Annotated in this window: 26 protein-coding genes; 11 read left to right on the top strand and 15 right to left on the bottom strand. The window is 69.6% G+C overall.

Translation table 11 applies throughout. The features are described 5' to 3' along the window. Positions 1-19: 19 nt before the first annotated feature. The 3 genes from AB6807_RS02190 to AB6807_RS02180 form a co-directional block, all read right to left on the bottom strand. Positions 20-1,717: an ATP-binding cassette domain-containing protein gene (locus AB6807_RS02190; RefSeq protein WP_371083331.1), complete on the bottom strand. Its 1,698-nt coding sequence runs from the start codon at positions 1,715-1,717 to the stop codon at positions 20-22. 182 nt (positions 1,718-1,899) lie between these two features. Beyond that, the gene (locus tag AB6807_RS02185; protein ID WP_371083330.1) at positions 1,900-2,652 is read right to left on the bottom strand and encodes a sulfite exporter TauE/SafE family protein; all 753 of its coding nucleotides are present in this window, start codon (positions 2,650-2,652) and stop codon (positions 1,900-1,902) included. Between the two features lie 73 nt (positions 2,653-2,725). After that, positions 2,726-3,985 carry an MFS transporter gene (locus AB6807_RS02180; RefSeq protein WP_371083329.1) on the bottom strand — a complete coding sequence of 420 codons (1,260 nt, stop codon included), beginning with the start codon at positions 3,983-3,985 and terminating at the stop codon, positions 2,726-2,728. A 149-nt stretch (positions 3,986-4,134) separates the two neighbouring features. On the opposite strand from AB6807_RS02180, the gene AB6807_RS02175 reads away from it, so the two are divergent. From AB6807_RS02175 to AB6807_RS02160, 4 genes are all read left to right on the top strand, one after another. Beyond that, positions 4,135-5,019 (top strand): helix-turn-helix domain-containing protein, encoded by an 885-nt coding sequence (locus tag AB6807_RS02175; RefSeq protein WP_286512516.1) that lies wholly within the window; start codon positions 4,135-4,137, stop codon positions 5,017-5,019. Positions 5,020-5,111: 92 nt separating this feature from the next. Beyond that, a complete protein-coding gene (locus AB6807_RS02170; RefSeq protein WP_286512519.1) occupies positions 5,112-5,798 on the top strand; it encodes a phosphatase PAP2 family protein in 687 nt (228 codons plus the stop codon). A gap of 144 nt (positions 5,799-5,942) precedes the next feature. Beyond that, positions 5,943-6,185: an acyl carrier protein gene (locus AB6807_RS02165; protein WP_116908594.1), complete on the top strand. Its 243-nt coding sequence runs from the start codon at positions 5,943-5,945 to the stop codon at positions 6,183-6,185. Further along, on the top strand, positions 6,182-7,414 hold the full coding sequence (locus tag AB6807_RS02160; RefSeq protein WP_371083328.1) for a beta-ketoacyl synthase: 1,233 nt from the start codon (positions 6,182-6,184) through the stop codon (positions 7,412-7,414). Before AB6807_RS02165 ends, AB6807_RS02160 begins: the two co-directional genes overlap by 4 nt. Here the strand turns inward: AB6807_RS02160 and AB6807_RS02155 are convergent. Then, positions 7,411-8,337 carry a LysR substrate-binding domain-containing protein gene (locus AB6807_RS02155; protein WP_371084135.1) on the bottom strand — a complete coding sequence of 309 codons (927 nt, stop codon included), beginning with the start codon at positions 8,335-8,337 and terminating at the stop codon, positions 7,411-7,413. The genes AB6807_RS02160 and AB6807_RS02155 overlap by 4 nt on opposite strands. A 168-nt stretch (positions 8,338-8,505) precedes the next feature. Between AB6807_RS02155 and AB6807_RS02150 the strand changes: the two genes are divergently transcribed. The 4 genes from AB6807_RS02150 (at position 8,506) to AB6807_RS02135 (ending at position 13,149) form a co-directional block, all read left to right on the top strand. Further along, positions 8,506-9,861 (top strand): M20/M25/M40 family metallo-hydrolase, encoded by a 1,356-nt coding sequence (locus AB6807_RS02150; protein ID WP_371083327.1) that lies wholly within the window; start codon positions 8,506-8,508, stop codon positions 9,859-9,861. A 74-nt stretch (positions 9,862-9,935) separates the two neighbouring features. Then, positions 9,936-10,385 carry a DUF2501 domain-containing protein gene (locus AB6807_RS02145; protein WP_116908591.1) on the top strand — a complete coding sequence of 150 codons (450 nt, stop codon included), beginning with the start codon at positions 9,936-9,938 and terminating at the stop codon, positions 10,383-10,385. Between the two features lie 131 nt (positions 10,386-10,516). Then, on the top strand, positions 10,517-12,244 hold the full coding sequence (locus tag AB6807_RS02140) for a SulP family inorganic anion transporter (protein WP_371083326.1): 1,728 nt from the start codon (positions 10,517-10,519) through the stop codon (positions 12,242-12,244). Positions 12,245-12,255: 11 nt separating this feature from the next. Then, positions 12,256-13,149, top strand: a complete 894-nt coding sequence (locus AB6807_RS02135) for a LysR substrate-binding domain-containing protein (RefSeq protein ID WP_371083325.1) — start codon at positions 12,256-12,258, stop codon at positions 13,147-13,149. Between the two features lie 51 nt (positions 13,150-13,200). Here the strand turns inward: AB6807_RS02135 and AB6807_RS02130 are convergent, their stop codons facing one another. Beyond that, positions 13,201-13,782, bottom strand: a complete 582-nt coding sequence (locus AB6807_RS02130; RefSeq protein ID WP_371083324.1) for a DUF3299 domain-containing protein — start codon at positions 13,780-13,782, stop codon at positions 13,201-13,203. Between the two features lie 127 nt (positions 13,783-13,909). Between AB6807_RS02130 and AB6807_RS02125 the strand changes: the two genes are divergently transcribed. Next, positions 13,910-14,443: a hypothetical protein gene (locus tag AB6807_RS02125; RefSeq protein ID WP_371083323.1), complete on the top strand. Its 534-nt coding sequence runs from the start codon at positions 13,910-13,912 to the stop codon at positions 14,441-14,443. Here the strand turns inward: AB6807_RS02125 and arfB are convergent. The 6 genes from arfB to clpB all read right to left on the bottom strand — a co-directional run bounded on the left by arfB (position 14,412) and on the right by clpB (position 20,702). Further along, entirely contained in the window at positions 14,412-14,819 is a 408-nt protein-coding gene (gene arfB / locus AB6807_RS02120; protein WP_116908587.1) for an alternative ribosome rescue aminoacyl-tRNA hydrolase ArfB, read from the bottom strand. The two genes, AB6807_RS02125 and arfB, sit on opposite strands and share 32 nt — an antisense overlap. 35 nt (positions 14,820-14,854) lie before the next feature. Next, positions 14,855-16,039: an acetyl-CoA C-acyltransferase family protein gene (locus tag AB6807_RS02115; RefSeq protein WP_371083322.1), complete on the bottom strand. Its 1,185-nt coding sequence runs from the start codon at positions 16,037-16,039 to the stop codon at positions 14,855-14,857. Positions 16,040-16,070: 31 nt separating this feature from the next. After that, positions 16,071-16,853, bottom strand: coding sequence for an enoyl-CoA hydratase/isomerase family protein (locus AB6807_RS02110; RefSeq protein WP_371083321.1), 783 nt, complete (start codon positions 16,851-16,853; stop codon positions 16,071-16,073). Continuing rightward, positions 16,850-17,584, bottom strand: a complete 735-nt coding sequence (locus AB6807_RS02105; RefSeq protein ID WP_371083320.1) for a TetR/AcrR family transcriptional regulator — start codon at positions 17,582-17,584, stop codon at positions 16,850-16,852. The genes AB6807_RS02110 and AB6807_RS02105 overlap by 4 nt, the downstream gene beginning before the upstream one ends. Before the next feature lie 148 nt (positions 17,585-17,732). Continuing rightward, the gene (locus AB6807_RS02100) at positions 17,733-18,071 is read right to left on the bottom strand and encodes a hypothetical protein (RefSeq protein ID WP_286512536.1); all 339 of its coding nucleotides are present in this window, start codon (positions 18,069-18,071) and stop codon (positions 17,733-17,735) included. 9 nt (positions 18,072-18,080) lie between these two features. Next, a complete protein-coding gene (clpB, locus tag AB6807_RS02095) occupies positions 18,081-20,702 on the bottom strand; it encodes an ATP-dependent chaperone ClpB (protein ID WP_116907900.1) in 2,622 nt (873 codons plus the stop codon). Positions 20,703-20,850: 148 nt separating this feature from the next. On the opposite strand from clpB, the gene AB6807_RS02090 reads away from it, so the two are divergent. Continuing rightward, positions 20,851-21,855, top strand: a complete 1,005-nt coding sequence (locus tag AB6807_RS02090; RefSeq protein WP_371083319.1) for a Bug family tripartite tricarboxylate transporter substrate binding protein — start codon at positions 20,851-20,853, stop codon at positions 21,853-21,855. 48 nt (positions 21,856-21,903) lie between these two features. Here AB6807_RS02090 and AB6807_RS02085 read toward each other — a convergent pair whose 3' ends face one another. Next, positions 21,904-22,380 carry a molybdenum cofactor biosynthesis protein MoaE gene (locus tag AB6807_RS02085; RefSeq protein WP_371083318.1) on the bottom strand — a complete coding sequence of 159 codons (477 nt, stop codon included), beginning with the start codon at positions 22,378-22,380 and terminating at the stop codon, positions 21,904-21,906. A gap of 253 nt (positions 22,381-22,633) precedes the next feature. On the opposite strand from AB6807_RS02085, the gene dapA reads away from it, so the two are divergent. After that, positions 22,634-23,554, top strand: coding sequence for a 4-hydroxy-tetrahydrodipicolinate synthase (gene dapA, locus AB6807_RS02080; protein ID WP_371083317.1), 921 nt, complete (start codon positions 22,634-22,636; stop codon positions 23,552-23,554). Here the strand turns inward: dapA and moaD are convergent. The 3 genes from moaD to mobB are packed head-to-tail and all read right to left on the bottom strand — an operon-like array spanning position 23,541 to position 25,626. Beyond that, on the bottom strand, positions 23,541-23,792 hold the full coding sequence (gene moaD, locus AB6807_RS02075) for a molybdopterin converting factor subunit 1 (RefSeq protein ID WP_371083316.1): 252 nt from the start codon (positions 23,790-23,792) through the stop codon (positions 23,541-23,543). The two genes, dapA and moaD, sit on opposite strands and share 14 nt — an antisense overlap. 9 nt (positions 23,793-23,801) lie before the next feature. Then, on the bottom strand, positions 23,802-25,088 hold the full coding sequence (gene glp / locus AB6807_RS02070; protein WP_371083315.1) for a gephyrin-like molybdotransferase Glp: 1,287 nt from the start codon (positions 25,086-25,088) through the stop codon (positions 23,802-23,804). Next, a complete protein-coding gene (gene mobB, locus AB6807_RS02065; RefSeq protein WP_371083314.1) occupies positions 25,081-25,626 on the bottom strand; it encodes a molybdopterin-guanine dinucleotide biosynthesis protein B in 546 nt (181 codons plus the stop codon). Before mobB ends, glp begins: the two co-directional genes overlap by 8 nt. Positions 25,627-25,640: the final 14 nt, after the last annotated feature.

Below are 25,640 nucleotides of genomic sequence, written 5' to 3'. Positions count from 1 at the left end.
GTGTTGACGCGCTGAGCTGCTAGCGCAAGTCGCTCAGCACCCAGCCGCCGTCGCTGCCGCGTCGCGCATCGAGCCGGTGCGTGAGTGCGAGCGCCGACAGGAATCGCTGGTCGTGCGACACCACGACGATCACTCCCGGGAACCCGCACAGCGCCTGTTCCAGCGCAAGCACCGACGCGATGTCGAGGTGATTCGTCGGCTCGTCGAGCAGCAGCATCTGCGCCGGTGCACCGCCCCACAACGCGCAAGCCAGCGCGGCCTTCAGGCGCTCGCCGCCGCTGAGCTGCGCCACGGGCCGGCACACTGCGCCGGCACCGAGGCCCAGCAGCGCGAGCCGGGTGCGCAATTCGCTTTCGGGCAGGGGCGAATGCAAGGCTTGCAGTTGCTCCAGCACCGAACGACCGGGCTGCGATTCGCCATCCGCACCGTGTTCCTGCGCCAGCCACGCGCAACGCAGCGGCGCCTCGCAACGCCCGGCGCGCGGTTCATCGCGACCCGCGAGCATCCGCAACAGGCTGGTCTTGCCGCAGCCGTTCGCACCCGTGACACCGATGCGCACCGGACCATGCAGGCACAGGTTCAACGCCCGCGCGTCGGTCGGCCATGCGGGCACCGCTTCTTCGAGGGACAGCACGCAGCGCCCTGTGGGAACGGACGAAGCCGGCAGCGCGAGCGCCACCGCGGGCGCCGCCATCACCTGCGCGGCGGCTTCGCGCACTGCGCCATCGAGCGCGTCGCGGCACTCGCGCTGGCGTTCGTTCTCGCGGCCTGCGTAGGCTTGCGCGTTGTCCTTCAGGCGTCCCAGGTGCAGGCCGCCCAGGTTGGCGTCGCGCGCCCAGCTGGCACCGCGAGCGGCGCGGCGCTGTTGCGCGTCGTGCTGCCTTTGCTGTTCGCGCAGGGCGGTCGCGCGGTCGGTGCGCGCGTGGTCGAGCCGGGCTTGCGCAGCCGCGGCTTCGCGCTCGCGCCACGCGCTGTACGCGGTCCAGCCGCCGGTGCAACTGCGCAGGCGGCCTTGCGGCGTGATTTCCACGATGCGGCCCATGTCCTCCAGCAACTCGCGGTCGTGGCTTGCGATGACGGCCACGCCGCGCCATGCGGCGAGCTGTGCACGCAGCCAGCGCCGCGCGTCGGTGTCGAGGTGGTTGCTGGGCTCGTCGAGCAACAAGGCGTTGGCGCCCGACAGGAAGGCGCCGAGCAAAGCCACGCGCGTGCGTTCGCCACCGCTCAATCCGTCGGCTGGTCGGTGCGGCGCGAGTGAGAGTCCCGCGGCCTGCAGCGCCGCGGCGAAGCGCATCGGCAGGTCCCAATGACTGCCGCTTTCGACGAGTTCGAAATCCGACGCCGCACCAAGGCCCGCCTCGATGCGCGCGAGCGCCGCCAGCGGCTGCGCGAGCCCCGCGAGGTCGGCAACGAGCGTGCCCGGTGTCGATGCGATGTCCTGCGCCACATGCGCCACCCGCGCGGGCCGCAGCACCACGCCAGCGCTCGGCGTGGCGTGGCCCGCCAGCAGCTCGATGAGCCGCGTCTTGCCCGCGCCGTTGCCGCCTACGAGGCCGACGCAGCCTGGCTGGAAGGTCTCGCCGATGTCGTCGAACAGCAGCCGTCCGTCGGGCAGCGCGAGGCTCACGTGACGGAGTTCGAAAGAAGAAAAAGAAGGAAGGAAAGATAAAGCGCCCGGGCCTGCGGCCGCGCGCGGAGCGTGTGTGCGATGAGCCATGCGGCCCTCCGATGAGTTCGTGGCAAGGCGATGCAAGGTGCTGCATCGCGGCGAATCAAGGAAGGCTCAAAGGCGCATTTCGGGGGGACGCTCCAGGAGGGAAAAAGGCCGGCCAAGCCAGCCGGTCACGCACTTGGAAAGCATGCGACCGGGAAGGTTCCCGGATTCCCGGGCCTGCTGGCTCAACCGCGCTGCATCAACGCCGGCACCGCCGACGCCAGCATCGCCACGCCCGATGCGGTCAGCAAGCTCAGCACCAGCTTGCGGAACACGGCCTCGCTGATGCCGATGTACAGCCGCGCCCCCAGCAGCACCGGCACCGCGACCGCCACGGCCACCAGCGCCAGCAGCGGCACGGTCGAACGCGCGATGCTGCCGCTGGCCAGGTGGATCGAGAACGCGACCACCAGCATCGCGAGATTGAAGTTCTGGATGACCGCGCGTTGCGTGTCGCGCTGGAAGCCGCGCAGCGTGCACCACAGCGTGGGAATGGTCCCCGAGAACCCGCCGATGCCCGCCATGGCGCCGCCGATGGCGCCAGCCACCCCGTCGGCCATGCGGCCACCGAAAGCCAGCTTGGGCAGGTGCTGCGACATCAGCATGGCCGGGCACCACAGCACCAGCAGCACACCCAGGCACAGCTTGAAGACCACGAGGTCCAGGTGCGGCAGCAGCCACACGCCGAAGGGCACGCCGACCAGGCCGCCGAGCACGAAGGGCCAGAGGATGCTTTTGTCGAAGGCGCGGCGCACGGTGAGCGCCGCAATCACCTGCCCGGTGAGCGCGCCGAACAGCGCGAGCACGGCGGCGAGCTGGGGCTCCAGCGTCCAGGCCCAGACCGACATGGCCACCAGCCCGAAAGCAAAACCCGACAGGCCCTGCACGAACCCCGCCAGCACCGCGCCGGCGATCACATAGACATACAAGGCTTGCATGCGGCCGATGATATCGGCGGCATTCGTACAGGCAGAGAGGTCGGCAGCGAGGTCAGTTCAAGCCGCTTGTGATTCAGGCCGAAGCCGGCACCAGCGCCGTGCGGCGCACCCGGCGCACGTTGAAGGCGCTGGCAATCAGCACGCCCTGCACCAGCGCCAGGCCGACGATCACGCTCGTGTACTGGCCGCTGTCCATGAGCCGGCCGAACACCAGCGGCGCAACGGCCTGGCCGATGTCGAGCCCCGCGTACACCACGCCGTACACGCGCCCGGTGGCGTTGGGCGGGGTCGACTTCTTCACCAGCAAATCGCGCGACGGACCGGCCACGCCCGAGACGAAACCCATCGCGCCGAACAGCACCGGCACCACGACCGGCGGAAAGCTGGCAAAGGCCAGCACCAGCGCCAGCGCCGCCGCCACGCCGAAGCCCGCGCCCACGATGCGCTCGCAGCGCGACGGATCCGACGCCAGGAAACCGCCGAACACCATGCCGACCGCGCTGGCCACCATGTACACGGTGAGGCACATCGCCACCAGCGCCACCGGCACCGCATGCAGGTGGCCGGCGGCCACGGGCGCGAAGGTCTGCACCACGCTGATCACCGCGGCATAGAAGAAGAAAAAGCCGAAGCACATCCACACGGCCGGAATGCGCAGGAAGTCGAACTCGCCGCCGGCCGGCGCGGGCGCGCCCTGCCCCGTTGCCTTGTGCACGGCCGCCGCGTCCAGCGACAGCACGCTGCGGTACACCCACAGCACCAGCAGCACCACGATGGCCACGGCACCCGCCGAAGCCAGCGCCACGCGCCAAGAGAACGCAATGGCGATGGGCACCACGAAGGCCGGCGCCAGCGCCCAGCCCAGGCTGCCGGTGATGCCGTGCACGCTGTAGGCATGGCCCAGCCGCGTGGGCGCGACCTTGCGGTTGAACAGCGTGTAGTCCACCGGGTGGAACACGCCGTTGCCGATGCCGCCGACCACCGCGCACAGCAGCAGCATCCAGTAGCTCTGTGCCGCGGCGTAGCCGAAAGCCGCCAGGCCCAGCGCGCCCAGCCCCACGAACAGCACCGGGCGCGGGCCCAGCTTGTCGACGATGAAGCCCGAGGCCGCCTGCACGATGCACGACACCACGAAGAACACGGTCAGCACCGCGCCCAGCTCCACGTAGCTGACGTTGAACGCGTCCTTGAGCCACGGGAACAGCGGCGCCAGGATGAGCTGGCTGAAATGGCTGACCGCGTGGGCCAGGCCGACCAGGCCGATCAGCTTGGCGTCGGTGCGCAAGGTGGTGGGCGGGGTGGCGCCCGAAGACGCTGACGATGAAGAGGACATGGATTGCTACAAAAAACCGGGGCGGGCACCGATGCTATTCGCCGACGACGCGGCAGAATGGCGATACAGCGACAACATTTGTCGAAACCATGCCAAGCGACGCCTCCCCCTCCCTTGCGACTTCCGCGAACGCAGACAACCACCCACCGGTGACACCGCAGCAGCCACCGGCGCCGGGCCCGAACCCGGGCGCACGCGCGCCACGCGGCGCCGTCGCCGCGCCGGCGAACAGCGTCGGCCCGCTCACGCCGCACCTCTACGCCCCCGACGCGGTGCGCCCGCTGCGCGCCAAGGAGCACTTTCTCACCGCCGACACGCTGGTCGAGCTGCACCAGCACCCGTGGCCGCAGCTCACCTTTTCCACGCGCGGCGTGATCCGGCTGAGCACGCAGGACGGCAGCTACATCGTGCCGCCCTCGCGCGCGCTGTGGGTGCCGGCCAACATGCCGCACAGCATCACCCTCATCGAAGACGCGGAGCTGCGCACCGTGTACCTGCACGCCTGGATCGCGCCCACCTGGGACAAGTGCGAGGTGCTCGAAATCAGCCCGCTGCTGCGCGCGCTGATGCTGGCGCTGGACACCACGCCGGACGGCCTGCCCCCGGCCGACCCGCATGCGCCGCAGCGCGAACGCATGATCGCGCCGCTGCTGGTCGACGAGGTGGAGCGCGCCACGCAGATCCGCATCGACGTGCCGCTGCCCACCGACAAGCGCCTGCGCCAGCTGTGCGAGGCGCTGCTGCGCAACCCGGCCGACCGCGCCACGCTGGCCGAGCGCGCGGCCACCATCGGCGCCAGCGAGCGCACGGTGGCGCGCCTGTTTCGCGACCAGCTCGGCATGAGCTGGCAGCAGTGGCGCCAGCAGGCCGTGATGGCGCACGCCCTGCCGCTGCTGGCGCGCGGCATGGCCGTGAGCCAGGTGGCGGCGGCCAGCGGCTATGCCACCGACAGCGCGTTCTGCGCGATGTTCAAGGCGGCCACGGGGCGCTCGCCGACCTCGTTCCAGCACCGCAAGCGCGCCGCCACCGCCTGAAAAGCCAGCCCGGCACCGGGCCAGCATGAGGACCGGCAGCGGGACGTCAGGCCGCGGCGTCATGCCGGTCTGGCAAGATCGCGCACCGACACATGCACACACAGATCCCCCTGCACATGGCGCCCGAGGCCGGGCCACCGACGTGGACCGCCGACATCTGGCTGCGCATGCGCCGCCATTTCGTGCTGAAGGCGGTGGGCACCACGGTCTTCACCTGGCTGTTCTTCATCGGCTACTTCCACCTGCTGCGCAACCCGGCGTTTCCGGTCACGGTGATGCCGCTGACGGCGCTGGACCACCTCATTCCCTTCCAGCCCTACACGCTGGGCGCGTACCTGTCGCTCTGGGTGTACGTGGGTTTCGCGCCGGGCCTGCAGCTGACCTTCAAGGAGCTGGTGGTCTACGGGCTGTGGATCGGCGGGCTGTGCCTCACGGGGCTGGGGCTCTTCTATTTCTGGCCGACGCAGATCCCGGCGCTGCCACTCGACGCCTCCGGCTACCCCGGCTTCGCGATGCTGCAGGGCGTGGACGCGGCCGGCAACGCCTGCCCGTCGATGCACGTGGCGGTGGCCATCTTCACCGCCGTGCGGGTGCACGACGTGCTGCGCCGCGCGCGCACGCCCGCCCTGCTGTTCTGGATCAACTGGCTGTGGTTCGCCGCCATTGCCTATTCGACGCTGGCGGTCAAGCAGCACGTGGTACTCGACGTGCTGGCCGGCGCGCTGCTGGGCATGGCGTTTGCATTGCCCTCGCTGCGCTGGAGACCGGGGAAGCGTTAGCACGGGGGATGTCCCTCGTGTTCGAGCGGATATCATCGCTAATCATTGATAACACTCACCACTGGCCGAGGAAGGAATCGATTCAATGGCGTGCCCTCCAGGGGTGGCAATCGATCGGCGGCACATGACGACAGGCATCGCACGATGAGTTCGCTGAAGGAATTGCAGGACCTGATTCACGAGAAGTACGGCATCGATCCGTCGAAGCTCGACCCGCATGCATCGATGCGGGAAACCGGCGGGCTCGACTCGCTGGCCCTCGCTGAATTTCTCTTCGCCATCGAAGACCACTTCGGCATCACCATGCCCGACGAAGACGCGAGCATCGACACCCTGGCCGAACTCGCGCAGCTGGTCGACAAGGTGCGAGCCGCGAAAACAGCGTGAACCACGCCGTCGCGGTCACCGGTCTGGGCGTCGTGGCGCCGCATGGGGACGAGCCCGGCGCGCTGTTCAACGCGCTGTTGCAGGGCCGCTCGGCCATCCAGCCCGTCTTTCCTGAACTGCCCAAGCCGGCCGCCGCGGCAACCGTGGCCTTCGACGAAACCCGCTGGTTCACCAAGCTGCAGCTCGCGGGCGTGGACCGCGTGAGCCAGCTGGCCGTGGCCGCCGCCGACCTGGCGATGCGCGACGCGGGCCTGGTGAACAGCGACGCCGGCGTCGCGGCCGGCCATGCCGACCCCGAACGCATCGGCGTGTTCTCCGGCTGCGGCATGGGCGGTGCCGCGGCGCTCGAGGCGGCCTACCGCGGCAACGGCCGGGTGTCTCCGCTGACCATTCCGGCCTTCATGCCCAACGCACCGGCCGCCCACGTGGCCATGCGCCAGGGTGTGCAGGGCCCGGTGCTCACGTATTCGGTGGCTTGCGCCTCGTCGTCCGCGGCGATTGCCGAAGCGGCCAAGGCCGTGCAGCGCGGCGAGGTCGACATCGCCATTGCCGGCGGCAGCGAGGCGCTGATCGTGCCCGGCGTGGTCGTCGCCTGGCAGGCCATGCAGACGCTGGCCACCTTCCAGCCCGGCGAAGCAGCCGGCGCGGTGCGCCCGTTTGCCGCCGACCGCAGCGGCTTCGCGCTGGGCGAAGGCGCGGCCTTCCTGATTCTCGAATCGGCCGAGCGCGCACGCGCACGCGGCGCCCGCAGCTACGCCACGCTGGCCGGCTGGGGCCTGAGCAGCGACGCCACCCACCTCACCAAGCCCGACGCCCCCGGCCAGGCCCGCGCCCTGCGCGCCGCCTTGCGCCAGGCCGGCCTGCAACCGCGCGACGTGGGCTACTGCAACGCGCACGGCACGGCCACGCGCATCGGCGACGTGGTCGAGCGCAATGCGCTGGCCGACGTGTGGGGCGACGACTTCGGCGCGCTGCGCGTCAGCTCGACCAAGGCCTTGCACGGCCACATGCTGGGCGCGGCCGGGGCCATCGAGGCGCTCATCACCGTGCTGGCGCTGCACCACCGGCAGCTGCCGCCGAACGCGCACTGCGCGGACATCGATCCGGCCTGCGCCATGAACCTCGTGGCGCCCGGCGACACCGCGGCGCCCGCGCTCGAGGCCGCCATCAGCAATTCATTCGCCTTCGGCGGCACGAACTCCGTGCTGCTGTTCCGCCAGCCGGGCTAGGCCGGCGCCACCGACGGCGCCGGGTGCGGCTGTGGCTCCGCAGCCGTTGCTCGCAGCCACGCCACGAAGGCGCCGATGAGCGGATCGTCCGTGCGGCTGGGCGCCACGAACACGCTGTAGCCCCGGCTCGACGGCGCCCGGTGCGGGCAGGCCAGCACCAGCTCGCCGGAGCGAAGCTCGCGCTCGACGAAATACGCCGGCACCAGCCCCACGCCCAGGTCGGCGCGCACCGCGGCGATCAGCGTGGAAAACAGGTCGAAGCGGTGCCCCGCCACCAGGTTCTCGGGCGCCCGCGCGTGGGCCGTCTGCGCGAACCACTCTTCCCACGCGCCCAGGCGGGTGCGCAGTTGCAGCAGCGGCGCGGCGCGGAAGTCGCCCCGCGCCATCGCCACGCGGCCCTTGGCCCCGGGCGCGCACACCGCCACGCACGACTCGCCCATCAACGGCAGTGCGTTGGCGCCCGGCCACACGGCGTCGTCGTACTGCACGCCGACGTCGAAGGGCATGTCTTCCATGTAGAGATGGGTTGGAAACACCTGCAGGTGCAGGCTGCAGCCGGGGTGGCGCGCGATGAAGTCCGGCAGCCGCGGCATCAGCCAGCCCTCGGCCAGCACCGGCACCGCGCCCACCAGCAAGCGCAGGCCGTCGGTGCGCTGCGCCATGGCTTCGAGCGTGTGGTTCTGCAGGCGCAGCAGGTCGCCCGACACCTGGCCGTGGTAGCGCCTGCCGGCCTCGGTCAGCTCGGTGCCGCGCGCGGTGCGCTGCACCAGCCGCACGCCGATCTGCGTTTCCAGCAACCGCAGCTGCTGGCTCACCGCGCTGTGCGTGAGGCACAGTTCCTCGGCCGCCTTGCCCACGCCATGATGGCGGGCGACGGCGTCGAAAATCAGCAGCGCGCGGGTGCTGGGAATGTGGCGGCGCATGGTGGCCATGAAAGCAGCTTGGGAATGCCCCGGAAATGCCGGTTCGTTAGAAAAACTGACAACGCTGCAGATTAAACCAGAGCAGCCGCCTAGCACAGCCGCAAGAATTGCTGACGACGCCGCGTCGACGGCTCGTTTGTTTCCGCTTCACTTCCAAGGATTCTTCACATGGCTCGCCCTGCACTCTTTCGCCTTGCTCCGCTCGTGCTTGCGCTCGCATCCGCCGCGGCCGGCCTTGCCCACGCCCAGACCGGCTCCGTCGCGGCCACGCCGACGCAGGTGCGTCCCGAGATCGACAAGGCCTACACGCAGCTGATGGCCTCGCCCGCCATCCAGAAGCTGCTGGACGCGGTCAAGGCCGACCACGAGCGCTCGGTGGAAGACCTGAAGATGCTCACCGAGATCGAAGCCCCGCCCTTCAAGGAACAGAAGCGCGCCGAAGCCTTTCTCGCCCGCATGAAGGCGCTGGGCCTCACCGACGCGAAGATCGACGCCGAAGGCAACGTGGTCGGCCTGCGCAAGGGCACGGGCAACGGGCCCAAGCTGCTCATCTCGGCCCACCTGGACACCGTGTTCCCCGCCGGCACCGACGTGAAGGTGAAGGAGCGCGACGGCAAGCTCTACGCGCCGGGCATCTCCGACGACACGCGCGGCCTGTCGGTGCTGCTGTCGTGGCTGAAGGTGCTGAACGACAACAAGGTGCAGACCGTGGGCGACCTGCTGTTCGTGGGCAACGTGGGCGAAGAAGAGCTCGGCAACCTGCGCGGCATCAAGGCCATCTTCAGAGACAACCTCGACATCGACGGCATGGTCGGCCTGGAGCCCGCGCCCGAAGGCACGGTGCTGATGCTGGGCACCGGCAGCCACCGCTACGAAGTGACCTTCAAGGGCCCGGGCGGCCACAGCTTCGGCGCTTTCGGCCAGGTGCCCAGCGCCATCCACGGCATGGGCCGCGCCATTGCGAAGATCGCCGACGTGCGCACGCCGAGCTTCCCGAAGACCACCTTCACCGTGGGCACGGTGGGTGGCGGCACGTCGGTGAACACCATTGCGCCGGACGCGCGCATGGCCGTCGACATCCGCTCCGACGAGATGGCGCCGCTGCTGGAAACCGAGAAGAAGATCCTGGCCGCCATCGACGAGGCGGTGGCCGAGGAAAACAAGCGCTGGAACGTGAACACGCTCAGCGTGAGCACCAAGCTCATCGGCGACCGCCCGGGCGGCCGCACGCAGTCGGACACGGTGATCGTCGAGGCCGCCACGCGCTCGAACGCGGCCTTCGGCCACAAGACGCTGCTGACGGGCGCCAGCACCGACGCCAACGTGCCGATGTCGCTGGGCATTCCGGCCATCATCATCGGCGGCGGCGGCAAGACCGGCGGCTTCCACGCGCTGTCCGAGTGGATCGACGTGACCGACGGCTGGAAGGGCGCGCAGAACTCGCTGGTCACGGTGCTGGGCCTGGTCGGCGTGCAAGGCACGAGCACGCCGCTGCTCGAAAAGCGCCCCCCGCGCGCGAAGTAAAAACGCCCGCCGCGGGGCCCCGGGCGCCATGGCGTCTCCGTTATGCTGGTGGCCGCTTTCCACAGGAGACCACCATGCATGCTCGCTCCACCCTCATTGCCCTGGCCCTGCTCGCAGCGGGCGCCTCGGCGCAGGCCAACAACCTGCTCGACCAGCTGAAGGAAAAGGCCGGCGAGGCCGCCGGTGCCAGCTCGGCGGGCTCGCAAGGCAGCGCAGGCGGCTCCGCCCTCGGCAACCTCGGCTTCAAGATGCCGGCCATCGGCTCCAGCACCATCGGCAACGCCGCCGGCGTGCTGCAGTACTGCGTGAAGAACAACTACCTGGGCGGCGACGCGGCCTCGGTCAAGGACAAGCTGCTGGCCAAGATCACCGGCCAGAAGCCGCAGGAGACCGGCTTCGCCAGCGGCGCCAAGGGCCTGCTGAAAGGCGGCGACGGCCAGACGCTGAACTTCAAGATCCTGTCGTCGAAGGTCAAGACCAAGGCCTGCGACTACGTGCTGAAGAACGCGACCTCGCTGATCTGACGGCCCCGGGGGCGCTGAAACCGACGCTGCCTCCTTCATTGCATTCCGCATAGCTTCCCGCGGCGCACCGCGCACCTGATCGCCGCCTTTTTCTCCGCCCTGCCCGCTTCCCCGTGCGCTCGCAAACGTCCATGACCCCGGCTGCTTCCCCTTCTTCCCTCCGCCAGCGCCTCGCGCGCTGGGTTCCCTGCCTGGCCTGGCCGCGCCCTTCCGCCGCGCTGCTGCGCAACGAGGCCATGGCCGGCATCACCGTGGCGCTGATGGTCATTCCCCAGGGCGTGGCCTATGCGGCGCTGGCCGGCATGCCGCTGGTGACGGGCGTGTACGCGGCGCTGTTCCCGGCGCTGGTCGCGGTGATGTTCAGCTCGTCGCAGCGGCTGTCGGTCGGGCCCACGGCGCTCACCAGCCTGCTGGTCGGCGCGTCGCTCGCGCCGCTGGCGGTGGCGGGCAGCGCCGAATGGGTGGCCATGGCGGTGTGGCTCACGCTGATGTCCGGCGCCATCCAGATCGTGCTGGGCGCCGGGCGCTTCGGCTGGCTGCTGCGGCTGGTGAATTCGCCGGTGCTCATCGGCTTCACGCAGGGCGCGGCGGTGCTCATCGCCATTTCGCAGCTGCCCGCGCTGCTGGGCTTCACGGGGCGCACGATTCCCCAGGTGCTGCAGGGCGGCCCGCTGCCCGACCTGGTGGCCATCGCCTTCGGGCTGGGCAGCGTCGCGGTGCTGTGGCTGGGCAAGCGGCTGCTGCCGCGCTTTCCGACCACCATGGCGCTGGTGGCCGGCGCGGCCGCCATCAGCTGGCTCGTCAACTACGCGCTGCGCGGCGGCGCGGTGGTGGGCAGCCTGCCCTCGGGCCTGCCTTCGCTCTACTGGCCCGGCCTGCTGCCGCTGGGCACCTTCAGCGCGCTGGTGCTGCCGGCGCTGATGATCACGCTGGTGAGCTTCCTGGAAACCGCCTCGAGCGCTAAGGTCGACAACGCCCGCGCCGGCACGCTGTGGAACGAAAACCAGGACCTCATCGGCCAGGGCCTGGCCAAGCTGGCCTCGGGCTTCACGGGCGCGTTCCCGACCAGCTCGTCATTCTCTCGCTCGGCCATCACGCTGTACGCGGGCGCGCAGACCGGCTGGGCCACGCTCTTCAGCGTGGTGGTGGTGGCCGGCGCGCTGCTGTGGCTCATGCCGCTGCTCTACCACGTGCCGCAGGCGGTGCTGGCGGCGGTGGTGGTCACGGCCATATTGGGGCTGGTGAAGCCGGCGAGCTTCAAGGCGCTGTGGCGCGTGTCGCGCATCGAGGCGGGCATTGCCTTCGGCACCTTCGTGCTGACCATCGCGACCGCGCCCAGCATCTACTGGGGCGTGCTGGGCGGCCTGCTGGCCAGCATGGCGCACTACATGTACCGCCACCTGCACCCGCGCATCATCGAGGTGGGCCTGCACCCCGACGGCAGCCTGCGCGACCGCCACCTGTGGAAGCTGCCGCCGCTGGCGCCGCACCTGTATGCGCTGCGCATGGACGCCGAGCTCGACTTCGCCTCCGCCTCCACGCTGGAGCGCGCGCTCACCGTGGCGCTGGCCGAGCAGCCTGCGCTCACCGACGTGTGCCTGTTCGCGCAGCCCATCAACCGCGTGGACATCACCGGCGCCGAGGTGTTCGGCTCGATCCGCCGGCTGACCGAAGCCAAGGGCGTGCGGCTGCACCTGAGCGGCCTGAAGCTGCCGGCCATGCAGGTGCTGGAACGCGCCGGCCTGCTGGCGCCCGGGCCGATGCTCTTCAGCTACCGCACCGACGGCGAGGCGCTGGCCGCGCTGATGCCGCGCATCGACGTGCCGGTGGCGCAAGCCACAGCCGAAGCGGCGCACTGACCCTTGCGTCCATGAAAACCACCATCGAGGAACTCGTCGCCTTCCGCACGGTGGTGGACGCGGGCTCGATCACCGCCGCGGCCGACCAGCTCGCGCAAACGGTGTCGGGCATCAGCCGCGCGCTGAGCCGGCTCGAGCAGAAGCTGGACACCACGCTGCTGCGCCGCACCACGCGACGGCTCGAGCTCACCGAGGAAGGCGCGGCCTTCCTGCAGCGCACGCGCGCCATCCTGGAGGCCATCGACGACGCCGAGGAGCACATGGCCGCGCGCCGCGAGCAGCCCGCGGGCCGGCTGCGCGTGAACGCGGCCTCGCCCTTCATGCTGCACGCCATCGTGCCGCTGGTGCCCGCGTTTCGACAGCTCTACCCGCAGATCAGCCTCGAGCTGGACACCGACGACCTGCCCATCGACCTGCTGGAACGGCGCACCGACATCGCCATTCGCATCGGCCCGCTGCGCGACTCCACGCTGCACGCGCGCCCGCTGGGCACGCACCGGCTGCGCGTGCTCGCGAGCCCCGCCTACCTCGAGGCACACGGCAAGCCGCGCAAGGTGAGCGAGCTGGCCGAACGGGCCGGGCATGTGCTGCTGGGCTTCACCCAGCCCGAGTCGCTGAACCGCTGGCCGCTGCGCGGCGTGCATGGCGACGAATGGAACATCACGCCCACCGTGGCCGCGTCGAGCGGCGAAACACTGCGCCAGCTGGCACTGGCCGGCGTGGGCGTCGTGTGCCTGTCGGACTTCATGACCGAGGCCGACCGCGCGAGCGGCGCGCTGGTGCAGGTGCTGGCCAAGGACACGGTGGACGTGCGCCAGCCCGTCAATGCGGTGTACTACCGCAACACGCAGCTGTCGGCGCGCATCACCTCGTTCCTGGATTTCCTGTCGCAGCGCATGACCTGAGCGCGGTGAATGACCTGAACGGCGCGGCAGGCCCCGTTCAGCTCCGCGAGCTCACTGCGGCTGCTTCGGCGTGAAGCGCTCGACCGCGGCCGACGCGATCTCGTAGCCGCTCACGCCCATGTCCACCGAGTTGAAGCGCGCCGCCTTCAGCGTGCCGCTGACGTACACCGTGTCCATCGCGTGCAGCCCCTTGACGGGCGCGGGCGCGATCACGTGCACGATCTGGTTGGCCGGCGGCGGCGGGGTGTGGATGCAGGCGCCGAAGTAAGGCACCAGCAGGAATTCGCGAATGCCGTCCTGCGTGGCGTCCAGCGGCACCACGAAACCCGAGAGCCTGGCGGCCTTGCCGTCGAGCGCCACGTTGACCGGTGCGTTGTCCCACACGGCGCGCATCTCGTCGAGCATCTGGATGGCGATGGGGTCGTTGTCGCGCAGCGCCTCCAGGCTGATGTTGCGGTAGCGCTTGGTCGGGTCCCAGCTCTTGGGAATCAGCTCTTCCCACTTCAGCTCGGCGGCCGTGGCCGCCACGTTGCCCGCGCCCTGCGCACCCCCCGGCCCGCACCCGGTCAGCAGCGCAGCCGCCGGGGCCAGTACCAGCGCGGACAGCAGCACGCGCGAAAAGAACCTTCTCATGACTCCGATTGTGCTTGGGTGGTGTGTCAGACCCGTAAAGCGGGGTCTTTGGCACTCAATGTCTCCCAGATCACACAAATTCATTGCAAAGCGCCAGAATGCCGCACCACGACACGAGGAGCTCCGCATGGCACCCACAGGATGGCTGGGACTCACGTCCCTCGGCACGGTTCACACGGCGATCAGCCTGGTCGCTGTCGTCGCGGGGCTCTGGGCCCTGTTTCGCTACAGGGAAATCACGATGCGCACCGGCCTGGGACAGGTCTTCGTGTGGACCACCGTGCTCACCTGCGTCACCGGCTTCGGCATCTTCCAGCACGGCGGCTTCGGCAAGCCGCATGTGCTGGGCATCATCACGCTGGTGGCGCTGGCGGTGGGCGCCGCGGCCGGGCGCGGCCTGCTGTTCGGGCGCGGCGCGCGCTACGTGGAGGCGGCGGCGTTTTCGGCCAGCTTTCTCTTCCACTGGATTCCGGCCTTCACCGAGACGCTGACGCGCCTGCCGCTGGGCGCGCCGTTGCTGTCGAGCCCGGATGCGCCCGAGCTCAAGGCCATTACCGGCGTGCTGTTCCTGCTGTACCTGGTGGGGGTGGGGCTGCAGGTTCGGCGGCTGCGCGGTGGGGGCGCCCCGCTCAGTCCTGCACCCGTCCGCGCAGGCTCTTGATTTGCGAACGCTGGCTCTTGCCCTCGAGCCGGCGCTGCTTGGAACCGTAGGTCGGCTTGGTCGCGCGCCGCGCGCGCGGCGGCGTGGCCACGCTGTCGACCACCGCCTGCAGGCGCGCGAACGCGTCGGCGCGGTTCATTTCCTGCGTGCGGTGCTGCTGCGCCTTGAGCACCAGCACGCCCTCCTGCGTGATGCGGCTGTCGCGCAGGGCGAGCAGCCGCTCCTTCACGTCGGCGGGCAGCGAGCTGGCAGGAATGTCGTAGCGCAGGTGCACCGCGCTGGACACCTTGTTCACGTTCTGCCCGCCCGCCCCCTGCGCGCGAATGGCACTGATCTCGACTTCGTCGGGATCGATCAGCAGGGGTGGACGCAGCATGGCGGCAAGTGTGCCCTGAGTCCGCTCGGGTGGGCTCAGACGCGCTCGAACACCGCGGCAATGCCCTGCCCGCCGCCGATGCACATCGTCACCAGCGCGTAGCGCCCGCCGGTGCGGTGCAGCTCGGCAATCGCCTTGGTCGTGATGATCGCGCCCGTCGCGCCCACCGGGTGGCCCAGCGAAATGCCCGAGCCGTTCGGGTTCACCTTGGCCGGGTCGAACCCCAGCTCCTTGATGACCGCGCAGGCCTGCGCCGCGAAGGCTTCGTTCGACTCGATCACGTCGAAGTCGCTCACCTTCAGCCCGGTGCGCTCCAGCACCTTGCGCGTGGCCGGCACCGGGCCGATGCCCATGTACGCCGGCTCCACGCCCGCGTGCGCATAGCCCACCAGGCGCGCCAGCGGCTTCAGGCCCAGCGCCTTCACGCGGCCGCCTTCGGCCAGCACCACGGCGGCGGCGCCGTCGTTGATGCCCGAGGCATTGCCGGCGGTGACCAGGCCGTCCTTCTTGAACGCGGGCTTCATCTTCGCCAGTGTGTCGACGGTGGTGTCGGCGCGCACATGCTCGTCGGTGTCGAACAGCACCACGCCCTTGCGCGTCTTGACCTCGACCGGAACGATCTGCTCCTTGAAGCGGCCCGCGGCAATGGCGGCGGCCGCGCGCTGCTGGCTGGCCACGGCCAGCGCGTCCATCTGCTCGCGCGTGATGCCGTAGCGCGCGGCCACGTTCTCGGCGGTGATGCCCATGTGGATCTTCTCCCACGGGTCGTGCAGGATGCCCAGCATGTAGTCGACCAGCACCGCGTCGCCCATGCGTGCGCCGTAGCGTGCCGAGGTGTCGAAGTACGGGCCGCGGCTCATCGACTCCGAGCCGCCGCCGATGGCGATGTCGCAGTCGCCCAGCGCAATGGCCTGCGCCGCCGACACGATGGCCTGCAGGCCCGAGCCGCACAGGCGGTTCACGTTGAAGGCCGGCGTCTCGATGGGGCAGCCCGCGTCGATGGCGGCCACGCGGCTCAGGTAGGCGTCCTTCACGTCGGTGGGAATCACGTTGCCCATCACCACGTGGCCGATGGCGTCGGCCGCCACGCCGCTGCGCTCGATGGCGGCCTTGACGGCGGTGGTGGCCAGCTGGGTGTTGGGCACGTCCTTCAGCGCGCCGCCGAAGGTGCCGATGGCGGTGCGGGCGGTGCCGACCACGAAGATGTCGCGTTGGGTCATGGGTGGGTCTCCTGGGTTTGAAAGATGGAATTCAACGGCCTGTGAACGCCGCCGGCTTCTTGTCGAAAAAGGCGTTCAGGCCGATGCGGAAGTCGTCGGTGGCCGCGCAGACCTGGAAGGCGGCCGATTCGGCGTCGAGCTGGCCCGCCAGGTCGCGCCCGAGCGAGCCGCGCATCAGCCGGCGCAGGTTGCCCAGCGCCACGGTCGGGCCCTTGGCCAGCCTGTGCGCCAGCGCCAGCGCCTGGGCCTCCAGCTCGGCGGCGGGCACCACGCGGTTGACGAGGCCCATGCGCTCGGCGGCGGCCGCGTCGTAGGTGTCGCCGAGCATGGCGATTTCCAGCGCGCGGCGCATGCCCACCAGCCGCGGCAGCGCCCACGAGGCGCCCACGTCGCAGCTGGTGCCGATGTTCACGTAGGCGAGGTTGAAGCGCGTGCCCTCGGCGGCGAGCACGAAGTCGGCCTGCAGCATCAGGCTCAGGCCCGCGCCGGCGGCCACGCCGTGCACCTGCGCGACCAGCGGCGCGTCCATGGCGTCGAGCACGCGCAGCGCCTCGTGCAGCGGGCCGATCAGGTCGGCTGCGCCCTGCGTCGGGTCGGCGCTGAGCACGCCGAGGTCGCCACCGGCCATGAAGCCCTTGCCCGCGCCGCTCATGAGCACGGCGCGCACGCCCTTGTCGGCGGCCAGCTCGCGGGCGGCGGCGAGGAAGGCATTGGCCATCGGCACGTCGATGGCGTTGAGCGCGCCGGGCCGGTTGAAGCGAATGGTGGCCACGGCACCGTCGCGGGCCAGCAGCAAGGGGGCGTCTGTCGTCATGCGGTCTTTCCTTTTTTTGCAGCAGATTGGCGTGGTGCCTCGCCCGTGGCGGGCGGGCTGGCGGGCGCGGGCCGTTGAAGCAGGCCGCCCAGCAGCAGGTCGATGCCCTGGTCGGCGATCTGCGTGGGCGTGAGGCTGCCGCCGGGGCGGTACCAGCGGCCGATCCAGCTCAGCGCGCCCGCGAGCATGAAGGCCGCCATCTTCGGATCGCAGGGCGCGAGCGAGCCTTCGGCGATGCCGGCTTCGACGAGCTGGCGAAACTGCGCGTCGATGCCCGCCTTCAGGCGGCGCAACTCGGCCTTCAGCGGCTTGGGCAGCGGGTCTTCGCCGATGCGGATCACGCAGCGGCCGAAGTCCTGCGTGACCACGCCCGCGTAGATGCGCATCGAGGCCTCGAGCTGGTCGATGGCGCTGCCGCCGTTGGCGCGCACCTCGGCAATGCCGGCATGCATCAGGTCGAGCGCGGTCTTCACGCACTCGAGCAGGATCTGGTCCTTGTTCTCGACGTAGTAGTACAGCGTGGGCTTGCTGACGTTCAGCCGCTCGGCAATGTCGTCGAGCGAGGTGGCGTGGAAGCCGCGCTCGTTGAAGAGTTGCGCGGCCGTCTGCAGCACGGCCTGGCGCTTGACCTCGCGCTGGCGCGCGCGCTTGCCCGCGGGCTCCCAGGGAGAGCCGGAAGATCCGGCGGACGAGGGATCAGGAACGGAAGGAGGAGAAAAGGAGCGAGCCATCGGTGCGACACAGGATGGCCGAAGGTCCGACACCGCACAGCGCGGCGAGAAAGGAATTTACTGGCCAGTAGAAATTCTACGGGCCGGTAAACATCCAGGCAGCGAAGGCTGCAAAAACCGGCAAGACCGCGAAGCCCGTTGCCCGGGCTCAGTCGCCGCGCACAGGCCGGGCCCGCACGTCGGTCACGTCATCGGCGGGGCCGATGGCGATGGGGCTGCGCACCGACTCGCCGCGCGCGCGGGCGTTGACCACGTCGGCCGCCTGCGGCTCGGCCGGCTGTGCCGCATGGCGAAACCGGTCGAAGCCCGAGCGCGGGTTGAAGCGCCCGCCCATCGACGCGGTCCAGGGCGTCACGGGCTTGCCCGTGAGCCGGCCCCAGGCGTAGCGCATGCCCCACACCGCGGCCAGCAGCATCACCGCCACGGCCAGGCTGGCCGCGAAAACCAGCCCCAGGAGCAGAAGAACGACGCGAAAAATAAAGTTCATCATCCGACTTTAGGCCGAGGCGGCCGCCGTTGGTTCCCCGCTCTTGGTGAACGAGAACTGCCCTGGCGACTGGATCGGGTCGGTGTTGACCTCGATGGTGTCCTTCGGCCCGAAACTGCCGTCGAGCAGCAGCTTCGACAGCGGGTTCTCGATGCGCTGCTGAATGGCACGCTTGAGCGGCCGCGCACCGAACACCGGGTCGAAACCGACCTTGGCAATCTCGGCCAGCGCCGCGCTCGACACCTCCAGCCCCAGGTCCATCTTCGCCAGGCGCGCGGTCAGCACCTTCAGCTGGATGGCGGCAATCGATTCGATGTTCTTCGCATCCAGCGCATGGAACACCACGGTCTCGTCGATGCGGTTCAGGAACTCGGGGCGGAAGTAGTTCTTCAGCTCGTCCCACACGGCTTCCTTGATCTCTTCCGAAGGCTTGCCCACCATGGCCTGGATGATGGGCGAGCCGATGTTGCTCGTCATCACGATCACGGTGTTCTTGAAGTCCACGGTGCGGCCCTGGCCGTCCGTGAGGCGGCCGTCGTCGAGCACCTGCAGCAGCACGTTGAACACGTCGGGGTGGGCCTTCTCGACCTCGTCGAGCAGCACCACGCTGTAGGGCTTGCGGCGCACGGCTTCGGTGAGGTAGCCGCCCTCTTCGTAGCCCACGTAGCCTGGCGGCGCGCCGATGAGGCGGGCCACCGAGTGCTTCTCCATGAACTCGCTCATGTCGATACGGATCAGGTGGTCTTCGCTGTCGAACAGGAAGCCCGCGAGCGCCTTGCACAGCTCGGTCTTGCCCACGCCCGTGGGGCCGAGGAACAGGAACGAGCCCGTCGGGCGGTTCGGGTCCGACAGGCCCGAGCGCGAGCGGCGGATCGCGTTGGCGACCGCGCCGATGGCCTCGTTCTGGCCGACCACGCGCTCGTGCAGCTTGTCTTCCATCACGAGCAGCTTGTCGCGCTCGCCCTGCATCAGCTTGGCGACCGGAATGCCGGTGGCGCGCGCCACGACCTCGGCGATTTCCTCGGCGCCGACCTGCGTGCGCAGCAGCGTGGGCGCGCTCGACTTGCCCTTGCTGGCTTCGGCGTCCTGCGCCTCCTTCAGGCGCTTCTCGAGCGCGGGGAGCTGGCCGTATTGCAGCTCGGCCACCTTGTTGAAGTCGCCCTTGCTGGTCGACTCGGCAATCTGGAACTTGATCTTGTCGATGTCCTCGCGCACCTTGGCGCTGCCCTGGGCCTGCGCCTTCTCGGCCTGCCAGATCTCGTCGTAGTCGGCAATTTCCTTCTGCAGCTTGGCGATCTCGCCCTCGATCAGGCCGAAGCGCTTCTGCGAGGCCTCGTCCTTTTCGCGGCGCACGGCCTCGAGCTCGATCTGCAGCTGGATCAGGCGGCGGTCGAGCCGGTCCATGACCTCGGGCTTGGAGTCCATCTCGATCTTGATCTTGGCCGCGGCCTCGTCGATCAGGTCGATGGCCTTGTCGGGCAGGAAGCGGTCGGTGATGTAGCGGTCGCTCAGCTCGGCCGCGGCCACGATGGCCGGGTCGGTGATGTCCACGCCGTGGTGCACCTCGTACTTTTCCTTCAGGCCGCGCAGGATGGCCACGGTGGCTTCCACGCTGGGCTCGCCCACGATGATCTTCTGGAAGCGGCGCTCCAGCGCGGCGTCCTTCTCGATGTACTTGCGGTATTCGTCCAGCGTGGTGGCGCCCACGCAGTGCAGCTCGCCGCGCGCGAGCGCCGGCTTGAGCATGTTGCCCGCGTCCATCGCGCCCTCGGCCTTGCCGGCGCCGACCATGGTGTGCAGCTCGTCGATGAAGACGATGGTCTGACCTTCGTCCTTCGCGAGCTCGTTCAGCACGGTCTTCAGGCGCTCTTCGAACTCGCCGCGGAACTTGGCGCCGGCCAGCAGCGCGGCCATGTCGAGCGACAGCACGCGCTTGCCCATGAGCGACTCGGGCACCTCGCCGGAAATGATGCGCTGCGCCAGCCCTTCGACGATGGCGGTCTTGCCCACGCCGGGTTCGCCGATGAGCACGGGGTTGTTCTTGGTGCGGCGTTGCAGCACCTGGATGGCGCGGCGAATTTCCTCGTCGCGGCCGATGACCGGGTCGAGCTTGCCCAGGCGGGCGCGCTCGGTGAGGTCGGTGGTGTATTTCTTCAGGGCTTCGCGCTGGCCTTCGGCATCGGCGCTGTTCACGCCCTGGCCGCCGCGCACGGCATCGATGGCCGACTCGAGCGACTTGCGGCTCAGGCCGTTTTCCCGGGCAATCTTGCCGACGTCGGCCTTGCTGTCGGCCAGCGCGAGCAGAAAGAGTTCGCCCGCGATGAACTGGTCGTTGCGCTTGATCGACTCTTTCTCGGTGGCCTGCAGCAGCTTGTTCAGCTCGGGGCCGACCTGCACGACGTCGTGGCCCTGCACCTGGGGCAGTTTCTTGATGGCGCCCTCGGCGGCCTGCAGCAACCCCGGCACGTTGACGCCGGCACGCTCCAGCAGGGCGCGCGGGCCGTCGTCCTGGCGCAGCATCGCGACCAGCAGGTGGGCCGGTTCGATGTAGGCGTTGTCGTTGCCCAGCGCGAGCGACTGGGCATCGCCCAGGGCTTCCTGAAATTTGGTGGTGAGTTTGTCTTGTCGCATGGTGGTATTCCTGCTTCCAAAATAGGGCCGTTCGGGCACGATTCAAGGTTTTGACAATTACGTGCGGACTACCGGAGCCTGGGCACGGGTATTGCACGACACCCGTTTCCTGCCCGTAGGCATTTCTCTCTCTCGAATGGAGTCGATCATGGTTTTTTCAATGCAGCGCGTTCAACCGGTGCGCCGGGCGATCAGCGCCGGCCTGCTTCTGAGTGCTCTGAGCACCCTGGGCCTGAGCGGCCTTGCGCACGCGCAAAGCGGCACCCCCATCCGCCTGCTGGTCGGCTTTCCGGCCGGCGCGGGCACCGACGCCATCGCGCGCACCCTGGGCGAAAAGCTCAAGGACGTGCTGGGCGTGCCGGTGGTGGTCGAGAACCGCGCCGGCGCCGGCGGCCAGATTGCCGCGACGGTGCTGAAGTCTTCCCCCGCCGACGGCCACACGCTGCTGCTGTCGCACGACCACACGATCTCGATCCTGCCGCAGGTCATCAAGAACCCGGGCTTCAACCCCGCCACCGACTTCGTGCCCGTCGCCGGCTTCGCCACCTTCGCCAACGTGCTGGCCGTCTCGGGCGGCACGCCGGCCAAGACCATGGACGAGTACGTGAAATGGGTGCGCACGCAAAAGGGCGGCAAGGAAACCATCGGCATCCCGGCGCCGGCGTCGATTCCCGAGTTCCTGGTGAAGATGATCTCGGACAAGTACAAGATCGACGTGCAGCCCGCGCCCTACCGCGGCAGCGCGCCCATGACGGCCGACATGCTGGGCAACCAGATCACCGCGGGCATCGCCTCGGTGCCTGACTTCATCGAGAACCACAAGGCCGGCAAGGTGCGCATCGTGGCGTCCATCGGCGCCAAGCGCCAGGCCGTGATTCCGAACGTGCCGACCTTCACCGAGCTGGGCTTCGCCAACCTGGACGACCTGCCCTACTACGGCATCTTCGCGCCGGTGGGCACGCCGCAGCCGATCATCGACAAGTACGGCGACGCGCTGCAGAAGGTGCTGGCCATGCCCGACGTGAAGCAGAAGCTGACGACGATGGGCCTGACGGTCGGCTACGAGTCGCAGGGGCAGTTCGCGGGGCGCGTTCGCACGTACACGCAGAGCTGGGAAAAGATCATCCAGGGCAGCGGGTTCAAGCCGCTCTGATGTCTTGCGCTTGCTCCCTCTTCCCTCGGGGAGAGGGAGTGACGCGGCTCAGGCGTTGGGAGCGCTGATGCCCCAGCGCTCCAGCGCCGCGTCGTCCGCCACGCGCGCATCGACCCAGCGCGCACCTTCGGGGGTCTGTTCCTTCTTCCAGAACGGGGCCTGCGTCTTCAGGTAGTCCATCAGGAACTCGCAGGCCTCGAAGCTCTGGCCGCGGTGCGCGGACACCACCGCCACCATCATGATCTGGTCCAGCGGCTGCAGCAGGCCCACGCGGTGCACCACGCGCGCACCCAGGATGTCGAAGCGCCGGTGCGCCTCGTCGATCATGGCCTCGACGGCCTTCTCGGTCATGCCGGGGTAGTGCTCCAGCTCCATCGATGCGACGCTGCTGCCGTCGTTGCGGTCGCGCACCGTGCCCACGAAACTGCAGACCGCGCCCACGCGTTTGTCGCCGGCACGCAACGCGGCGACCTCTTGCGAGAGGTCGAAATCGGCCGTCTGTATGGAAACACGCGCAACGTTCATTTCCGGATTGTGGCATCGCGCTAGACTGCCGCCATGCCTTGCCACGCCACGCCCTCCACAGTGCTTTCGCACGCAGGAAGCGGCTGCGCGCGCCAGGGCAGCAAAGCCAAAAAACCAAAGCTCGTCTGACCGGAGCCGAGGTTCCGTCGTCGGATGAGCGACGGAACCTGCCAAGGTCTTTGGCCCCTTCATGGGTTTCGCGCACGTCCGACGGTGGTTCTTTCCATCGGTCGATTCCTCGAAGGAAGCCCGCGTGCCTCAACAACCTACCGCCACCGCCCCTGACTTCTCGGGCTTCTGGGTGGCCCTTGTCACCCCGTTTCGCGACGGTGCCGTCGACCACGACGCCCTTGCCGCCCTGACCCGCCGCCTGACCGCCGACGGCGTGACCGGCTTCGTGCCCTGCGGCTCCACCGGCGAAGCCGCCGCCCTCGACGAGGCCGAACAGCTGGCCGTGCTCGACACCGTGCTGGCCGCGGCCGGCGGCTTGCCGGTGGTCATGGGCATTTCCGGCTACCACCTGGGCAAGGCCACGGCCTGGGCCCGCAAGCTCGGCGAACGGCCGATCGCGGGCCTGCTGGTGGCCGCGCCGCACTACATACGCCCATCGCAGGCCGGCCTGCTCGAATGGTTCGGCGCCATCGCCGACGCGAGCACGGTGCCAGTGCTGGTCTACGACATTCCCTACCGCACCGGCGTCACCATCGCCCGCGACACGCTGCTGGCGCTGGCCGCGCACCCGCGCATCCGCGGCATCAAGGACTGCGGCGGCGACATGGCCAAGACGCGCGCGGTGATCGCCGATGGGCGGCTGCAGGTGCTGACGGGCGAAGACCACCAGATCTTCGGCACCATGGCCGAAGGCGGCGTGGGCGCCATCGCGGCCAGCGGCAACGTGCAGACGCGGCGCTTCGTGGAGCTGGTGCGCCTGCTGGCGGACAACAGGCTGGCCGAGGCGCGCGCTGAATGGCAGGCGCTGCAGCCGCTGGTGGAAATGCTGTTCGCCGAACCGAACCCCGGCCCGCTGAAGGCGCTGCTCGCGCACGGGGGCGAGGTGCACGACGAGTTGCGCTCGCCGATGACCCGCGCCTCCGAAGGGCTGCGCGAGCGCCTCGTGGCGCTCGACGCCCACCTCGACGGCCCCAACCGCCTCGACCGCCTCAACCGCCAGTAACGGGGGGGAAGAAAGCGACCTCGCAGCCTTCGCGCAGGGCTGCGGCCTCGTCGCTCATGAGCTGGTCGAGCGCCATGCGCACGGCCTTGCCGCGCGCCAGCGCGGTGGCATAGGCGCCGCCGCGGGCGATGAGCTCGTCGCGCAGCGCGGCGAGCGTTTCGGCTTGCGTGTCGACGGTTTCGTTGCTGCGCGATAGCGCCTCGCGCACCGAGGCGAAATAACGGACCTGGACCTTCATGGCAAATGCTCAGCCCAGCAGCGAGGCGAAGGGAATGAAGTTCACGGTGTCGCCCGACCGGATGGTCTGGCCGGCCGGGTTGTCGACCACGCCGTCGCCCCAGACCATCGAGGTGAGCACGCCCGAGCTCTGGTTGCCGAACAGCGCCAGCCCGCCCGCCGCGTTGCGCCGCGCGCGCAGGAATTCGCGGCGCTTGTCGGCGCGCAGCCAGTCGAAGTCGGCGCGCATCTGCACAGGTTCGGGCGCCACGCGCGTGGCACCCTGCAAGGTCAGCAGAAAGGGCCGCACCAGCATCAGGAAGGTCAAAAAGCTCGACACCGGGTTGCCCGGCAGCCCGGTCACATGGCAGGCGCCCTGCCCGTTGCTGCGCGCGATGGACCCATAGGCGAACGGCTTGCCCGGCTTCATCGACAGCGACCACAGCTGCAGCTCGCCGAGCGATTGCAGCGCGGCGCGGATGTGGTCTTCTTCACCCACCGACACGCCGCCGGTCGTGATGATCAGGTCGCTGGCCTCGGCCGCGTCGCGCAGCGCGGCGATGGTGGCTTCGCGGTCGTCGGGCACGATGCCCAGGTCGTTCACCTCGCAGCCCAGGCGGTGCAGCAAGGCGCGCATGAAGAAGCGGTTGGAGTTGTAGATGGCGCCGGGCTTCATCGCGTCAGGCGCGACCTCGCCGGGCATGACCAGCTCGTCGCCGGTGGAGAGCATGGCCACGCGCGGCTTGCGCGCGACCTGCAGCTTGTGAAAGCCGACGCTGGCCGCCAGGCCGAGCGCGGCGGGCGTGAGGCGCTCGCCCTTCTTCAGCACCACGTCGCCCGCGGCCACGTCTTCGCCCGCGCGGCGCACCCACTGGCCTGCCGCCGGCACGATGGCGATGCGCACAGAGCCCAGGCTGCCTTCCTGCGGCGTAGCGGCGGTGTCCTCCTGCATGACGACCGCGTCGGCGCCCTCGGGAATCTGCGCGCCCGTGAAGATGCGCGCCGCCGTGCCGGCCGCCAGCGCCGTGCCGACGGTGCCCGCGGGAATGCGCTGCGCCACCGTCAGCTCGGCGCCGGGCGCGGCACAGTCGGCCACGCGCACGGCGTAGCCGTCCATGGCGCTGTTGTCGCGCGGCGGCACGGTGAGGCCGGAAACCAGGTCTTGCGCCAGCACGCGGCCGTCGGCGTCGAAGGTGATCACGTTTTCGGTCGGCAGTGCCGGCTGCGCCTTCGCGAGCAGGACGGCAATGGCCTCGTCCAGCGGCATCAACGGCGGGCGCAGGGAAGAAGCGGCGAAGGGAACAGGTGTGTCAGCCATGGTGTTCGGGGTTGTATTCGAAGCGCTCGCCGCTGTCGATCAGCCACCTGGCAATGGCCTCGGCGTCGTTGAGGTCGAACAGGGGACGCTCGGTGGGCGACGGCAGGCTGGCCGGGTCGTCCGTGGCAATGGCGACCACGAAGGGGTCGTCGGTGTAGAGCACCGGGCGCAGCGGCTCGGCGCCTTCGGGCTGGCGCCAGATCTCGATCTTCGGCACGTCGCTGTGCCTGAAGCCCTCCACCAGCACCCAGTCGGCCGCGGGGTGCACCTCGGCCAGCAGCTGGTGCACGTCGGGTTCCACCGGCACTTCGAACTCGCGCATGACCGCCAGCCGCTGGTCGGAGGCCACGACCACCTCGAAGGCGCCCGCCTCGCGGTGGCGGTAGGTGTCCTTGCCCGGGTGGTCGATGTCGAACTTGTGGTGCGCGTGCTTGACCACCGACACGCGTTGCCCCAGCCGCTTGAGCGCCGGAATGAGCCGCTCCAGCAGCGTGGTCTTGCCCGCGCCCGAGTAGCCGGCGAAGCCGACGACCTTCATGCGGGGGCCCGGGC

Origin of the sequence: Variovorax sp. RCC_210 (assembly GCF_041355175.1) — a bacterium.
GTDB lineage: Bacteria > Pseudomonadota > Gammaproteobacteria > Burkholderiales > Burkholderiaceae_C > Variovorax.
Note: the sequence above shows the minus strand (reverse complement) of the source record. Positions and strands in the feature narration are given on the sequence as shown.

What these genes read in the sequence shown, in the direction of transcription:
- AB6807_RS02190 (WP_371083331.1), bottom strand. Translation starts at nt 1,717, where the DNA reads ATGGCTCATCGCACACACGCTCCGCGCGCGGCCGCAGGCCCGGGCGCT.
- AB6807_RS02185 (WP_371083330.1), bottom strand. Translation starts at nt 2,652, where the DNA reads ATGCAAGCCTTGTATGTCTATGTGATCGCCGGCGCGGTGCTGGCGGGG.
- AB6807_RS02180 (WP_371083329.1), bottom strand. Translation starts at nt 3,985, where the DNA reads ATGTCCTCTTCATCGTCAGCGTCTTCGGGCGCCACCCCGCCCACCACC.
- AB6807_RS02170 (WP_286512519.1), top strand. Translation starts at nt 5,112, where the DNA reads ATGCACACACAGATCCCCCTGCACATGGCGCCCGAGGCCGGGCCACCG.
- AB6807_RS02165 (WP_116908594.1), top strand. Translation starts at nt 5,943, where the DNA reads ATGAGTTCGCTGAAGGAATTGCAGGACCTGATTCACGAGAAGTACGGC.
- AB6807_RS02155 (WP_371084135.1), bottom strand. Translation starts at nt 8,337, where the DNA reads ATGCGCCGCCACATTCCCAGCACCCGCGCGCTGCTGATTTTCGACGCC.
- AB6807_RS02150 (WP_371083327.1), top strand. Translation starts at nt 8,506, where the DNA reads ATGGCTCGCCCTGCACTCTTTCGCCTTGCTCCGCTCGTGCTTGCGCTC.
- AB6807_RS02145 (WP_116908591.1), top strand. Translation starts at nt 9,936, where the DNA reads ATGCATGCTCGCTCCACCCTCATTGCCCTGGCCCTGCTCGCAGCGGGC.
- AB6807_RS02140 (WP_371083326.1), top strand. Translation starts at nt 10,517, where the DNA reads ATGACCCCGGCTGCTTCCCCTTCTTCCCTCCGCCAGCGCCTCGCGCGC.
- AB6807_RS02135 (WP_371083325.1), top strand. Translation starts at nt 12,256, where the DNA reads ATGAAAACCACCATCGAGGAACTCGTCGCCTTCCGCACGGTGGTGGAC.
- AB6807_RS02130 (WP_371083324.1), bottom strand. Translation starts at nt 13,782, where the DNA reads ATGAGAAGGTTCTTTTCGCGCGTGCTGCTGTCCGCGCTGGTACTGGCC.
- AB6807_RS02125 (WP_371083323.1), top strand. Translation starts at nt 13,910, where the DNA reads ATGGCACCCACAGGATGGCTGGGACTCACGTCCCTCGGCACGGTTCAC.
- arfB (WP_116908587.1), bottom strand. Translation starts at nt 14,819, where the DNA reads ATGCTGCGTCCACCCCTGCTGATCGATCCCGACGAAGTCGAGATCAGT.
- AB6807_RS02115 (WP_371083322.1), bottom strand. Translation starts at nt 16,039, where the DNA reads ATGACCCAACGCGACATCTTCGTGGTCGGCACCGCCCGCACCGCCATC.
- AB6807_RS02110 (WP_371083321.1), bottom strand. Translation starts at nt 16,853, where the DNA reads ATGACGACAGACGCCCCCTTGCTGCTGGCCCGCGACGGTGCCGTGGCC.
- AB6807_RS02105 (WP_371083320.1), bottom strand. Translation starts at nt 17,584, where the DNA reads ATGGCTCGCTCCTTTTCTCCTCCTTCCGTTCCTGATCCCTCGTCCGCC.
- AB6807_RS02100 (WP_286512536.1), bottom strand. Translation starts at nt 18,071, where the DNA reads ATGAACTTTATTTTTCGCGTCGTTCTTCTGCTCCTGGGGCTGGTTTTC.
- clpB (WP_116907900.1), bottom strand. Translation starts at nt 20,702, where the DNA reads ATGCGACAAGACAAACTCACCACCAAATTTCAGGAAGCCCTGGGCGAT.
- AB6807_RS02090 (WP_371083319.1), top strand. Translation starts at nt 20,851, where the DNA reads ATGGTTTTTTCAATGCAGCGCGTTCAACCGGTGCGCCGGGCGATCAGC.
- AB6807_RS02085 (WP_371083318.1), bottom strand. Translation starts at nt 22,380, where the DNA reads ATGAACGTTGCGCGTGTTTCCATACAGACGGCCGATTTCGACCTCTCG.
- moaD (WP_371083316.1), bottom strand. Translation starts at nt 23,792, where the DNA reads ATGAAGGTCCAGGTCCGTTATTTCGCCTCGGTGCGCGAGGCGCTATCG.
- glp (WP_371083315.1), bottom strand. Translation starts at nt 25,088, where the DNA reads ATGGCTGACACACCTGTTCCCTTCGCCGCTTCTTCCCTGCGCCCGCCG.
- mobB (WP_371083314.1), bottom strand. Translation starts at nt 25,626, where the DNA reads ATGAAGGTCGTCGGCTTCGCCGGCTACTCGGGCGCGGGCAAGACCACG.